This window comes from Chryseobacterium candidae, from assembly GCF_004916905.1.
In the GTDB taxonomy this organism is placed as follows: domain Bacteria; phylum Bacteroidota; class Bacteroidia; order Flavobacteriales; family Weeksellaceae; genus Chryseobacterium; species Chryseobacterium candidae.
In genome coordinates this window covers 150,234-163,860 of sequence record NZ_SDLV01000010.1, presented here as the reverse complement: position 1 = coordinate 163,860, position 13,627 = coordinate 150,234, and the positions used below count along the sequence as shown (strand labels likewise).

Genomic DNA, 13,627 nt, shown 5'->3' with positions numbered 1-13,627 from the left:
TTTAAAATATAAAAGTATTGAGTGCCTTTCTTTTTGGCACTCTTTTTATTTCTTATCTTTGCAAAGCTAAAAAAAGAACAAAATGTTAAATAATAAAAAGATTGCTGTTGACTTTGACGGGACTATTGTTGATGATGCTTACCCGGCCATTGGAAAACCGAAAACTTTTGCATTCGAAACTTTAAAAAGACTTCAGTCTGAAGGATTCAGATTGATACTTTGGACATACAGACACGGAAAAACATTAGATGAAGCGGTAGAATTCTGTAAAAAAAACGGAATAGAATTTTATGCTGTAAACTCAAGCTTTGAAGGAGAAGTTTTTGATCCTGAAAATCAGTCCAGAAAATTGGATGCAGACTGGTTTATCGATGACAGAAATTTAGGAGGATTTCCGGGTTGGGGCGAGATTTACAATATCATTCAGGAAAGAATAGAATTCCGTGTGGAAGGAAAAGAAGTTCTTGCCTATTCAAAACTTAAAAAAGAAAAGAAAAAAGGACTTTTCTGGTAGAATAAAACAATTTAGCAGTGTACCAATTTATCAATTAAGATTGTTACACTGATACATTAATACATTGGTAAATTAATACAATGATTCAATTAAAAACGATAGACGAATTACGTCTGATGAAGGAGAGTGCCCATCTGGTTTCGAAAACACTGGGAATGTTGGCAAAAGAAATTAAACCGGGGATTACTACTTTATATTTAGATAAACTGGCTCATGATTTTATTAAAGATCATGGCGCTGAACCTGCATTCTTAGGATACGGAGGGTTTCCAAACTCTCTTTGTATATCTCCCAATGAGCAGGTAGTTCATGGTTTTCCTAACAATGACATAGTAAAAGAAGGAGATGTTCTTTCTGTAGACTGTGGAGTTATTCTGAACGGTTTCGTAGGAGATCATGCCTATACTTTTGAAATTGGGGAAGTAAAGCCTGAAATTAAAAAATTACTGCAGGTTACCAAAGAATCTCTATACAAAGGGATTGAGCAGTGTGTCAGAGGAAAGAGGATCGGAGATATCTCCCATGCGATTCAGGCACATTGTGAAAAAGAAGGATATGGAGTGGTAAGAGAGCTTGTAGGACACGGATTGGGAAGAAAAATGCACGAGGATCCACAGGTTCCTAACTACGGAAGACAGGGAAGCGGAAAAGTGATTAAAGACGGTTTAGCAATTGCAATCGAACCAATGGTTAACATGGGAACTGAAAAAGTGAAGTTCCATAATGACGGATGGACAGTAACTACCTTAGATAACATGCCATCTGCTCACTTCGAGCATGATGTGGCAGTCATCAATGGTAAGCCGGTATTGCTTTCTACATTTGATTATGTATACGAAGCTTTAGGGATTGTAAGTGATGAAGAAAAGCAGTTCCAACTGGATTTTTAATGAAAAAGGTAACGAAGCTTTTACTGAATAAAATTCCTCGCCCTATGCTTATTAAAATGAGTATCTGGGCAAGACCGCTTATTTATCAGTTTTTCAAAGGAGATCAGTTCTTTGATCCTATTGATGGAAGATCTTACAGAAAATTTCTTCCTTACGGATATGGAAAACAAAGAGAAAATGCTCTTTCTCCGGGAACGTTAAGTTTGGAAAGACACCGCCAGATGTGGCTGTATCTTCAGAACGAAACTGATTTTTTCATTAAGAATTATAAAGTTCTCCATATTGCTCCCGAACAGGAATTTTTAAGGAAATTCAAGAGAATGAGCAATCTGAATTATATCTCGGCAGACTTATATTCTCCCATTGTGGATGTGAAGGCCGATATTCTGGATTTACCTTTTGAAAATGACAGTTTTGATATTGTTTTCTGTAACCATGTTCTGGAACACATTGAAGACGATGCAAAAGCAATGAGCGAGCTGTACAGGGTATTGAAACCCGGCGGGTGGGGAATTCTTCAGGTTCCGATGAAAAATTCATTGGAGAAAACCTATGAAGATTTCACAATTAAAGATCCAAAAGAACGTCAGAAACACTTCGGGCAGTACGATCACGTTCGTTGGTACGGAATGGATTATTTTGACCGTTTAAGACAGGCAGGCTTCCAGGTAGAACCGAACTTCTATTCACAGAAATTCTCTGAAGAAGAAATAAAAAAATTCGGGTTAAGGCATAATGAAATCTTACCTGTAGTTTATAAAAAATAAAGCAAAACCCATTTCAGTAGTTGAAACGGGTTTTTATATGAAGAATGACCAGTAAATGCGTGAATGCTTCTGGAAGTTGATTGTACAAAAGAATATTTGTTTATCTAATCCTCTGAACTTTTGTATACTTTTGCTTCAGAGTAAAATTAAAAATAAGAAAAACATATATTCAACCATATAAAATAAAAAACCGCCTTCAATACGAAGACGGTTTCCATTTTTAGTTATAGATAGAAGTTTGTGCGCTTTTTAATGTGAGGAAGATACAGCCTTTAATCCTACCACAGAGCCAATAAGTGTTACAATAAAAAATACTCTCCAAAAGCTTACAGGATCCTTAAAAAATATAATTCCCATTAAGGCAGTTCCCACTGCTCCGATTCCTGTCCATACCGCATAAGCAGTTCCAATAGGTAGTGTTTGAGTCGCTTTGATCAGCAAAAGCATACTGATTGTCAGTGCGATCAAAAATCCCGCATACCACAGGTACATTTCAGTTCCTGAGGTTTCCTTTGCCTTTCCCAGACATGATGCGAAGGCAACTTCAAATAATCCTGCGATAACTAATATTAACCAATTCATTTTTTAAATTTTTCTAATGCAAATTTCAGAATTTGACAGGAGAAAAAATTTTACAATTGTTAAAAAATGAAGACGGTGGAAAAGATGAAAGCTGTAAGCTGGAAGAAAAAACAGAAGATATAATATCAATATTAATATCAATATAGGCGGACTTTAGTCCGCTTATAATATAAGAATCATTCCGTTGGCTTTAGCCCAAACATAAATTAAGGATCACAGAATTTTTTAATCATTTAATCCTTCAATTTTTAATCTACTTGATTTCGGCCCGTATCCTACTCAAACTTACCTGAGTAATCCCAAGATACGACGCAATATATCCCAGCTGAACCCTTTTTAGCAGTTCAGGTTGATACGCCATAATATCTTTATAACGTTCCAGAGAAGTTTTGAACTGTCTGGAAATAATCAGTTCTTCAGATTTTATCATTTCTGCTTCTGCCAGCTTTCGTCCCCAGTTGGCAATATGGATATCTTCATTGAACAGTTTTCTTAGGTTTTCTGTTTCCATTCTGTACAGATCACAGTCCTCCAGAAGTTCAATGCTTTCATAGCCGGGTTTGTCCTCCACATAGCTTTTCATCGAGAGAATACACTGTCCCTCACTTCCGAACCAGAAAGTAATATCATTGTCAGCTGTTGAAGAATAAGCACGTGCGATCCCTTTTCTTATAAAATAAAGATAAGGAATCACTTTATCAGCTTCCATAAGACAAAAACCTTTAGGATGGGAAACTTCACTAATATGCTCTTTTAAGCTGTTTTTTGAGGTTTCAGGAAGAAGGTAAACCTTATCAAGAATCTGGTCTATATTCATAAAGGTGAATTCTAATAGTCAAAAATATCAGTTTTAACTAATGCAATACAAAATTATCCGATAGTTTTTGTAAGAAATATTATTATAAAGATGATCAAAATTATTCCGAATTCAACTTATTTATTGTCAAAATTACAATGGAAAGAACAGTAATTGCTCCATTTGGAGCGGTGGCAAAAATTTAACGAATTTTTGACGGGGTGGTTTGCGCAGCAATCTACTCTCTGTAAATCTCCTTTTCTCATCCCATATTTAGAAATATAACTCTCTTTTTTCCTTTAAAAATTAAGATTAACCGTAAAGACCAATTTTGTTTTACTAACTTTGCAGTTCGTAATATTATTTTTATGCACAAAGCTGGATTTGTAAATATAGTTGGAAAGCCCAATGCGGGAAAATCGACCTTGCTTAACCAATTAATGGGGGAGAAGCTGGCGATTGTAACGCAGAAAGCGCAGACAACCCGTCACAGAATTTTTGGGATTTATAATGAAGATGATCTTCAGATCGTATTTTCTGATACTCCGGGAGTATTGGATCCAAAATACGGACTACAGGAAAAAATGATGGATTTTGTAAAGGACTCTTTGCAGGATGCTGACGTTTTCCTGTTTATTGTAGATGTTACCGATAAAGCAGAACCATCAGAATTTTTAATAGATAAACTGAATAAAATCCCGGTACCTGTTCTTCTTCTTCTTAATAAAGTAGACCAGACGGATCAGGCAGGCCTTGAAAAATTGGTAGAAGAATGGCATAACAGAATTCCTAAGGCTGAAATTTTACCTATTTCTGCATTGAATGCCTTTAATACAGACGTTATTTTACCTAAAATAAAATCTTTACTTCCTGAAAACCCTCCTTACTACGATAAGGATCAGTATACAGATAAACCTGAAAGATTTTTTGTTAATGAGGCTATTCGTGAGAAAATTCTCTTGAATTATGATAAAGAAATTCCATACTCTGTAGAAGTAGTGACTGAACAGTTCAAAGAGAAAGAAGGAATTATCTTTATAGACTCTATTATTTATGTAGAAAGAGATACTCAGAAAGGAATTATTATCGGGCATAAAGGAGAAGCTATCAAAAAAGTTGGAACAGAAGCCAGAATAGACCTTGAAAAGTTTTTCACCAAAAAAATTCACTTAAACCTTTTTGTAAAAGTGAAAAAAGACTGGAGAAAGAACGACAGAGATCTTAAAAATTTCGGTTACAGATAGACTAAAATAGCCTGTAATCCCGTTGTATTAACAGATTTTTTTAGTACCTTAGTGTAAATTTTTTAGTACATGAACTATAATAATTCAAATTTCAGCTCAATACCTAAAGATATTATTTTACTGGCTGTGAGAGTGTTTGTTGGTTTTGCCATGCTTTCTCATGGTTTTCCAAAGCTTCAGATGCTATTGGCAGGTGGTAAAATTGAGTTTTTTGATTTTATGGGATTAGGACCGCAGGTATCTCTGATTCTGACGGTTTTTGCTGAGTTTGTATGTTCAATACTACTGATATTAGGACTTTTTACAAGAATTTCTCTGGGATTTCTGATCTTTACCATGATCATTGCTGCTTTTGTAGTACATGGAGCAGATCCATTCGAAAAAAGAGAAATGAGCCTTATCTATCTTTCCGTTTATCTTTTGCTTATGGTAATTGGGGCTGGAAAATTTTCAGTAGATCATATGATTGAAAGAAGAAAAAGAGCTTCAGACTGGTAATTTTACAACAACACAAAATAAAGAAGGTACTTCATTTCGTGAAGTGCCTTTTCTGTTATTAATAATTGCACTGTGGTAAGCATTTTCAGATCAGAGCTCTGTTTTCATCTCTTACTCTGCAAGCCATCAAACCGTTATCACATAACGGAGCATTTCCTCCGTTGATCATTTTTTTTAATTTCTCATATTATTATTTGTAAGATAAACAATATAAAAAAAGAAATATGACACTAAAAGGAGTCTTATTTTCAGTGTTAAAATTCTTTTAAAATTCACTACATTCGTAGAAAATGAATTTTTTATGAAGATAAAACTGACTATTTGCCTTCTGGCATTTCTCAATTTTTATGATGCACAGGAAAATATTACGTATCAAAAACCTTCTGCTGAGATCTTAAAGCTGGCAGATTATGACAGACCTCCGGGTGTTTTGATGAACAGCAAAAAAGACTGGGTGGTTTTTACCTATCGTCCAACATATAAAACATTGGAAGATCTCAGCCAGCAGGAAATGAAACTTGGAGGACTAAGAATCAATCCGGTGACTAATATTTCTAGCACTGCAACTTATTCAAATAATCTGAAGATCAGAAAAATCAATGATAAAAATGAAATTCAGGTAAAAAATCTGCCATCCAATCCAAAAATTACCTACGTTTCTTTTTCACCGGATGAAAAAAAACTGGCTTTTACCAATACCACTGTTAAAGGAGTAGAACTTTGGGTAGTGGATATGGAAACTGCGTCTGCCAAAAAAATTACAGCAGATAATCTGAATGCCAATCTGGGAATGCCTTATGTATGGTATAATGATTCTCAAAGTTTCCTGATCAGAACACTTCCACAGAACAGAGCTGTTCTTATAGATGCCGCTAAAGATCTTCCTACAGGCCCTATTGTTTCAACAGCAGATGGCAAAGTTTCTCAAAACAGAACGTATCAGGACCTTTTGAAAAATCCTCAGGACGAAAAGAACTTTGAGACCCTTACTGCTTCTGAAATTTATAAGGTAGATCTTACAGGAAATCTTAATAAACTGAAAGATCAGGATATGTATGCCGGCTTAAGTTTTTCTCCGGATGGAAATTACATGTTGGCTACTATGATCAAAAAACCATTTTCCTATATCGTTCCGCTCAGTAGATTCCCATCCACAACGGTTGTCTATGATATGAAAGGAAATATTGTGAAAACAGTAAATGATGTTCCCTTAAATGAGATCATGCCTAAAGGATTCTCTTCAGTAAGAACCGGGAAAAGAAATATGGGGTGGAGAAGCGACGCGCCTGCAACACTTACCTACGCTGAAGCTTTGGACGGAGGAGATCAGTCTAAAACAGCAGATTTCAGAGATGAGATATTTACATGGGAAGCCCCATTCACAGCAGCACCAAAATCCTTCTTTAAAACCAAGCAGAGATATCAAGATGTAGTCTGGACCAATGATCATTATGCGATTGTTTCTGAAGGCTGGTATGACACAAGAAATACAAAGTCTTACCTGATAGATATTAACAACGGAGAATCTAAAGTTTTTGATGACAGAAATTATCAGGATGTATACAGTGATCCGGGAAGATTTAACACAACGAAAAACCAATATGGACGGTATGTAATCGATATGAAAGGAGGAAAAGCTTATCTGATCGGAGATGGATTTACCAAAGACGGACAGCATCCTTTTATTGATGAAATGGATGTAAAATCCCTGAAAAAGAAAAGGCTTTACACTTCCAATATAAAAAACGGTAAGGAAGAAATTATTGATATCCTTAACGCCTCTAAGGGTGAAGTCCTTACGACTCAACAGTCACCAAGCCTTTATCCTAATTATTTCAAAAAAAATATTAAATCTAATAAAGCAGAAGCTGTAACCAACTTTGCCAATCCTTTTGAAAGCATCAAAGATGTTTACAAAGAAGTGATTACTTACAAGAGAAATGATGGCGTTACTTTAACGGGAACTCTTTATCTACCTGCCAACTACGACAGAAAAGCGAAAAAAGAGAAGCTTCCGTTGCTAATATGGGCTTATCCAACTGAATATAAGGATAAGAATACAGCAGGCCAGAACACACAAAACCCGAATGACTTTACTTTCCCATATTACGGATCTTTTGTGTATTGGACAACGAAAGGATATGCTGTTCTTGATGATGCCGCTTTCCCGATTATCGGTGAAGGAAAAACAGAACCTAATGATACTTTTATTCCCCAGTTGGTTGCCAATGCAGCGGCAGCTATTGATGCGGTAGATCATTTAGGATATATCGACAGAAAGAAAGTGGCTGTAGGAGGACATTCTTATGGTGCATTTATGACCGCAAACCTTCTGACCCATTCTAACCTCTTTGCATGTGGAATTGCAAGAAGTGGTGCTTATAACAGAACGTTGACACCATTCGGGTTCCAGAGTGAGCAGAGAAACTATTGGGATGTTCCGGAAATCTACAACACAATGTCTCCTTTCATGCATGCCGACAAAATGAAGACTCCGCTTCTTCTGATTCACGGTGATGCAGATAATAACCCGGGAACATTTACATTGCAGACTGAAAGATACTTTCAGGCATTGAAAAATCTGGGCGCTCCGGTAAAAATGGTTCTTCTTCCAAAAGAAGCCCACAGTTACCAGGCGAAAGAAAATATCTTACACCTTTTATGGGAGCAGGATCAGTTCCTTGAAAAGTGCTTGAAGAAATAAATAATAAAAGAGACTGTTTCCTATCAACAGTCTCTTTTTTTGATTAAAAAAAATAATAAGGAAGTTGGGGTGTTAGTTATATTGTAGTTAAAAGCGCTTCAAAATCTCATCAATACTCTTAAGCTCCATAAAATTCGGATGTTCCAGGTTTACATCATGCTGTTCATGACTCCAGGTGATATGATAAGGAATATGAGCGGCAGATCCTCCAATTTCCAACACTGGTAAAACATCTGATTTGATAGAATTTCCAAGCATCAGAAAGTTTTCAGGCTGGCAGTCCAGATGTTTCAAAAGCTTTTTGTAATCGTGTTCTTTTTTGTCACTCATGATTTCAATGTGATGAAAATAATCCTGTAATCCCGAATTTTTAAGTTTACGTTCCTGATCCAGAAGATCCCCTTTTGTAGCGACAACCAGTCTGTATTTTCCCTTTAAGCTTTCAAGGGTTTCAGTAACGCCATCAAGCAATTCAATGGGTTTCTGAAGAAGTTCCTGACCTAGCTGGATAGCTTTGTTTACTAGTTCCAATGATGCTGTATTATTAGAAACTCTACCGATGGTTTCAATCATGCAAAGCATAAATCCTTTTACTCCATAGCCATATAAATGAAGATTCTGCATTTCTGTTTTAAACAATTCCTGTGATATTGAATGCTGTGGAAGATAATCTTCAAGCAGCCTGCAGAATTCTTTTTCTGCTTCCTGAAAATAAGGTTCGTTGATCCAAAGTGTGTCATCTGCATCAAAGGCAATCGTAGTAATATGATTATTCATTTTTGTTTTGTAATTTTCTTTCCGCAAAATTCAATATAAAAACTCAATAACAAAAGGACATTTGTCCCGGGTGAATATGTTAAGAACGAATCAGGCATTTTTAAACTATCTCAATGATCTGTATGAAAAGCAGAATGATAGTGATAATATTATAGTAAAACTCTTTTCTGCAGGGGATAAAGTGCTTATACAGGATCATCAGCTTTCTCATGTCATGCTGATTAAAGAAGGCATTGTCAAATGTTATTTAGTAGAAGAGAACGGAAAAGAATATATTGTTGAGTTTCTGGGAAGTGGAGAAATAATCGGTGAAGTGGAATTGATTAAAAATATAAACTGCCTGTGTAGTATTGAGGCTCTTACGGAAGTTGAAGCATACGCAGTAAAAATTCCTGCTTTCAGATCTTTGATAAAAAATGATCTCGCACTGAATAATCTTCTTTTAGAGTCTTTTGCGGAACGAATTATCAATACATCCAGCAGAGCTTCCTATCAACAACTCTATACGGTAGAACATACTTTAAAACAATTGCTTCAAATGCAGTCTAAGCAGAATATTCAGATTTCCAAAGAAGATATGGCGGCTTACCTCGGAATTGCAGTAAGAAGTTTAAATAGAATTTTAAAAGATTTGAAATAATTTTTTCGCAAATACAATGTCTTGTGTTTTGATAGTATTTCAAAGGGGTATGCTGGTTTAAATATTAAAATTTAATAAATTAAGTATGTGTTTTGAAAGGGTGTTTTTAAAATTTAGTATTTTTGTATGAGAATAAGTTGAATTACAATATTCATGGAAACATTAAAATTCAGAAATGCTGAGTTGGCAGATTTAAATAAAATCGTGGCCATCTACAACTCAACCATTGCTTCAAGAATGGTCACTGCAGATATGGAAGAAGTCTCTGTAGAAAGTAAACTAAAGTGGTTTGAAGAACACAATCCTCAGACAAGACCTCTTTGGGTAGTTGAAGATAGCCAGGAGCAAACCGTTGGTTGGGTAAGTTTCAGTTCATTCCATGAAAGAGCGGCTTACAATGGTACGGTAGAAGTGAGCATTTATCTGGATGAAACCTCCAGAGGAAAAGGGTATGGAAAAACTATTCTTCAGTATTGCATTGATAACGCCGGAAAGTTTGGAGTAAAAAACCTTGTAGCGCTTATTTTCCTTCATAATGAACCCAGTTTAAAACTGTTCAGGCATTTTGGATTTGAAGATTGGGGAAGTCTTCCTAATGTAGCGATTCTGGATGGCGTGGAGAGAAGTCTGAAGATTTTAGGAAAAAGAATAGATTAATTATAATTGTGGAGAAAGAGAAAAGATAAACTTGTAAAACAGGTTTATAATCATTTAATCTATAAAAAAGAATTATGCACAATCATCTGTGCTCATCCGTGAAATCTGCGGTTAAGCAAAAAAGCGAAAGAATATAAAAATAGCTGTCTCAAATCTGAAACAGCTATTTTGTTTTATGAATTCTGCTTAATTCTTTTCGCAGACATATTCAGGAATCGTTTCACCAGGAAAACAGCGGAGACTGTTAATCCCAGCCCAAGTGCAATCCACATTCCGAATGCGCCCATTTCCAAAGTAACACAGAAGAAATATCCTAATGGAATAGTAATTACCCAATAGGCAATGAAGGTATAAATAGAAGGAATTTTCACATCCTGCAAACCTCTCAGCATTCCCAAAGCTGTTACCTGAATTCCATCAGAAAGCTGGAATAAAGCAGCGATGATCATCAGTTTTGCAGCCAGGGTAATAACTTCCACTTCTTCTTTTTTCGTGAAGAAAGTCGGAAGGATATTTCTGCCTAAAATAAATACCAATCCACAGATACACATGAAAATAAAGGCAATTTTCAGGTTGTTGATTCCTACTTTTCTCAGTTCCACAAAATTCTGTTCCCCCAGTTTTCTGCCAATCATTACCGTAGAGGCAACACTGAAGCCTACACATAAATTGAAGGTAAATGAAGCCATGCTTAAAGCAATCTGGTGAGAAGCAATATCGTGAGCAGAGATCAGTCCACAGATAAAAGCAGCTCCGGCAAAAGCGGTTACTTCAAAGAACATCTGTAAAGCTGTAGGTAATCCAAGTCTCACCATTTTATCAAACATCTGCTTTGAGAAATCCTGAATTTTTAAAGAAAAGTCCTTGATATAACGTCTTGTTCTTTCTTCTTTTACCAACACAAAATAAAGGAAAACCACCATGAAGATTCTGGAAATCAAGGTGGCCAGTGCGGATCCCTGTACCCCCATTGCCGGAATTCCCCAAAGTCCTTTGATAAAGACATAGTTTAAGGCAATATTGATGATATTCGCAATAATGGTTGCTTTGGTAACTCCAATGGTATAGGATAAACCTTCAGAAACTTCACGAAGCGTCTGAAATGCCATGAATGGAATCATACTGACTACCATAATACTTAAGAAACCTACGGTATCAGGAATAATCTTGGCAGGCTGTCCCGAATGATAGAGGAGTGGCATTCCCAAAAGGAGAATGACCATCAGAATAATTCCGACAGACATATTGATAATAAAACCGTGGCTGAATACAGAATTGATCGTAGCATGATCCTCTTTGGAATGCGCCTCCGAAACCAATGGCGGTATGGCGAATGAAAACCCCAGGGCTAACACAAATATGGAGAAAAAAACAGCATTTCCCAATGAAACGGATGCCAGTGCATCAGCACCCAACAGTTTTCCGACAATAATATTGTCGAATAAGTTTACTGAAACCTGCCCCACCTGGGTAAGCATCACAGGCAGAGCCAAAGTCAGGCATTCCTTTGTATAGTTTTTGTTTAAAAAGTTCATAATATTTTAAGATTCATATAGTTTATCATTCAAATAGGGTCAAAAAAAAAATTTGCAGTGGTAACACTGCAAATTTTTATAATATGGTAAATAATAGTTTATTATTTCCTTACAAAACTTGCAACGTCACCTTCAGAAACAGTGTTTCCACCAAGAATAATCAATCTCTCGACAACATTCCTTAACTCTCTGATATTTCCAGTCCATGAAAGTGCTTTTAAAGCATCAATAGCTTTATCATCAAACTTTTTCGTAGCAGTACCATGCTCATCAGCAATCATGCCTGAAAAATGCTCAACCAATAATTTGATGTCCTCTTTTCTTTCATCCAATGGCGGAACATAGATTTCAATAACAGAAAGTCTGTGGTAAAGATCTTCTCTGAATTTTCCTTCCTCAATTTCTTTCTGCATATTTTTATTCGTTGCTGCAATTACTCTTACATCAACTTTGATTTCTTTATCACTTCCCACAGGAGAAACTTTGCTTTCCTGTAGCGCTCTCAGTACTTTAGCCTGAGCAATAAGGCTCATATCTCCAATCTCATCAAGGAAGATAGTACCACCATTTGCCTGCTCAAATTTTCCCTGCTTATCTTTAATAGCCCCCGTAAAAGATCCTTTTACATGCCCGAAAAGTTCAGATTCAATTAGTTCAGACGGAATCGCAGCACAGTTTACTTCTATCATAGGACCTCTTGCCCGGTCACTCTGATTATGGATAGCATGAGCAACCAGCTCTTTTCCTGCACCGTTAGGTCCTGTGATCAGAACTCTGGCGTCGGAAACGGCTACCTTTTCGATCATATCCTGAATCTTTTGAAGAGCAGGAGATGTACCAATCATCTGGTATTTTTTGCTTACTTTTTTCTTTAAGGTTTTATTTTCAGTCTGAAGATTTTTGTTTTCTTTCTTCAGAGTCTCTTTAACCAATGCGTTTTTCACACTTGTAATCAATCTGTTGATATCAATTGGTTTGGAGATAAAATCGTATGCACCCTCCTTTAAACAGGAAACGGCAGAATCAATATCTGCGTGGCCTGAGATCATGATAAAAGTAGTTTCTGGTTTTAATGCAAGGCTTTGCTTCAAAAGTTCGGTTCCTGAAACTTTAGGCATCTTAATATCGGAAATCACCAGTGCGAAATCTTCTTTTTCTACCTGTTTGTAACCTTCAAGGCCATCTTCGGCGATAACAAATTCATAATCGGTGAGTTCATCCGAAAGAATACTGTGAAGTACTCCCGAGATTGCTTTTTCGTCTTCTACTATAAGGATTTTTTGCATAGTTGCAAATTTAAATTTTTTGTTTCAATTATTAGCAAAAACTGTACCTAAATATTCTATTTGGAGTAGTCTCTTCTCCCAAAAATGGCAGATCCAACCCTTACAGAGTTAGCCCCACACTCAATGGCTATAGGGAAATCGTCACTCATTCCCATTGATAAGGTATTTAAAGTTTTTAATTGATTTAATTCATCAAAAAGCATCTTTAATGTTAAAAATTCATTTCTAACCTGCTGCTCATCGTCAGTGAATGTAGCCATTCCCATCAGTCCGGTAACTTCAACATGAGGAAATCTGCCTTCAGTGTATTGTTGGAAAAGATCTTTGGCTTCGGAAATATCAAGCCCGAACTTGCTTTCTTCAGCTGCAATTTTTACCTGCAGAAGAACTTTAATGATTCTGTTATTCTTTCCTGCTTCTTTATTGATTTCTGTTAATAATTTTTCAGAATCCACACTTTGTATGGTATCTATGAAGGAAGCAATGTATTTCACTTTGTTGGTCTGTAAGTGACCAATCAGATGCCATTGTATATCCTGAGGAAGATGAGGGGCTTTTTCCATCAGTTCCTGTACTTTGTTTTCTCCAAAAACCTTTTGTCCAAGATCGTATACTTCCTGTACTGCAGAAGCCGGATGTGTTTTTGAAACAGCAACCAGCTGGACATCCGATGGGAGCTGGTCTTTTATAGTTTTATAATTTTCTTTAATACTCATAGTTGCAAATTTCCGAAAATT

Annotated in this window: 14 protein-coding genes; 8 read left to right on the top strand and 6 right to left on the bottom strand. The window is 36.2% G+C overall.

Annotation, left to right across the window (positions count from 1 at the left end):
• The first annotated feature begins 82 nt into the window (after positions 1–82).
• The 3 genes from EK417_RS05595 to EK417_RS05585 all read left to right on the top strand — a co-directional run bounded on the left by EK417_RS05595 (position 83) and on the right by EK417_RS05585 (position 2,171).
• A complete protein-coding gene (locus EK417_RS05595) occupies positions 83–514 on the top strand; it encodes a BT0820 family HAD-type phosphatase (protein WP_062670258.1) in 432 nt (143 codons plus the stop codon).
• Between the two features lie 80 nt (positions 515–594).
• Positions 595–1,404: a type I methionyl aminopeptidase gene (map, locus tag EK417_RS05590; RefSeq protein WP_136521567.1), complete on the top strand. Its 810-nt coding sequence runs from the start codon at positions 595–597 to the stop codon at positions 1,402–1,404.
• Positions 1,404–2,171, top strand: coding sequence for a class I SAM-dependent methyltransferase (locus tag EK417_RS05585; RefSeq protein ID WP_076594506.1), 768 nt, complete (start codon positions 1,404–1,406; stop codon positions 2,169–2,171). The genes map and EK417_RS05585 overlap by 1 nt, the downstream gene beginning before the upstream one ends.
• Positions 2,172–2,420: 249 nt before the next feature.
• Here EK417_RS05585 and EK417_RS05580 read toward each other — a convergent pair whose 3' ends face one another.
• Positions 2,421–2,753 carry a DMT family transporter gene (locus tag EK417_RS05580; protein WP_110366010.1) on the bottom strand — a complete coding sequence of 111 codons (333 nt, stop codon included), beginning with the start codon at positions 2,751–2,753 and terminating at the stop codon, positions 2,421–2,423.
• A gap of 253 nt (positions 2,754–3,006) precedes the next feature.
• Positions 3,007–3,570, bottom strand: coding sequence for a Crp/Fnr family transcriptional regulator (locus EK417_RS05575; RefSeq protein ID WP_076594508.1), 564 nt, complete (start codon positions 3,568–3,570; stop codon positions 3,007–3,009).
• Positions 3,571–3,917: 347 nt separating this feature from the next.
• Between EK417_RS05575 and era the strand changes: the two genes are divergently transcribed.
• From era to EK417_RS05560, 3 genes are all read left to right on the top strand, one after another.
• Positions 3,918–4,793 carry a GTPase Era gene (era, locus tag EK417_RS05570; RefSeq protein WP_076594509.1) on the top strand — a complete coding sequence of 292 codons (876 nt, stop codon included), beginning with the start codon at positions 3,918–3,920 and terminating at the stop codon, positions 4,791–4,793.
• A 69-nt stretch (positions 4,794–4,862) separates the two neighbouring features.
• On the top strand, positions 4,863–5,291 hold the full coding sequence (locus EK417_RS05565) for a DoxX family protein (protein WP_110366011.1): 429 nt from the start codon (positions 4,863–4,865) through the stop codon (positions 5,289–5,291).
• A 301-nt stretch (positions 5,292–5,592) separates the two neighbouring features.
• Positions 5,593–7,995 carry an alpha/beta hydrolase family protein gene (locus tag EK417_RS05560; protein WP_136521566.1) on the top strand — a complete coding sequence of 801 codons (2,403 nt, stop codon included), beginning with the start codon at positions 5,593–5,595 and terminating at the stop codon, positions 7,993–7,995.
• Positions 7,996–8,082: 87 nt separating this feature from the next.
• On the opposite strand, the gene EK417_RS05555 is transcribed toward EK417_RS05560, so the two are convergent.
• Positions 8,083–8,772, bottom strand: coding sequence for an HAD family hydrolase (locus tag EK417_RS05555; RefSeq protein ID WP_136521565.1), 690 nt, complete (start codon positions 8,770–8,772; stop codon positions 8,083–8,085).
• 76 nt (positions 8,773–8,848) lie between these two features.
• Between EK417_RS05555 and EK417_RS05550 the strand changes: the two genes are divergently transcribed.
• Together EK417_RS05550 and EK417_RS05545 are read left to right on the top strand one after the other, a co-directional pair.
• A complete protein-coding gene (locus EK417_RS05550; RefSeq protein ID WP_136521564.1) occupies positions 8,849–9,412 on the top strand; it encodes a Crp/Fnr family transcriptional regulator in 564 nt (187 codons plus the stop codon).
• A gap of 153 nt (positions 9,413–9,565) precedes the next feature.
• Complete coding sequence (locus tag EK417_RS05545) at positions 9,566–10,069, top strand: GNAT family N-acetyltransferase (RefSeq protein ID WP_136521563.1); 504 nt, start codon at positions 9,566–9,568, stop codon at positions 10,067–10,069.
• Between the two features lie 173 nt (positions 10,070–10,242).
• Here EK417_RS05545 and EK417_RS05540 read toward each other — a convergent pair whose 3' ends face one another.
• From EK417_RS05540 to EK417_RS05530, 3 genes are all read right to left on the bottom strand, one after another.
• On the bottom strand, positions 10,243–11,604 hold the full coding sequence (locus EK417_RS05540) for an MATE family efflux transporter (RefSeq protein WP_076594514.1): 1,362 nt from the start codon (positions 11,602–11,604) through the stop codon (positions 10,243–10,245).
• A 101-nt stretch (positions 11,605–11,705) separates the two neighbouring features.
• Positions 11,706–12,890 (bottom strand): sigma-54-dependent transcriptional regulator, encoded by a 1,185-nt coding sequence (locus EK417_RS05535; RefSeq protein WP_110366016.1) that lies wholly within the window; start codon positions 12,888–12,890, stop codon positions 11,706–11,708.
• Between the two features lie 56 nt (positions 12,891–12,946).
• A complete protein-coding gene (locus EK417_RS05530) occupies positions 12,947–13,606 on the bottom strand; it encodes a YggS family pyridoxal phosphate-dependent enzyme (protein WP_136521562.1) in 660 nt (219 codons plus the stop codon).
• Positions 13,607–13,627 lie beyond the last annotated feature (21 nt).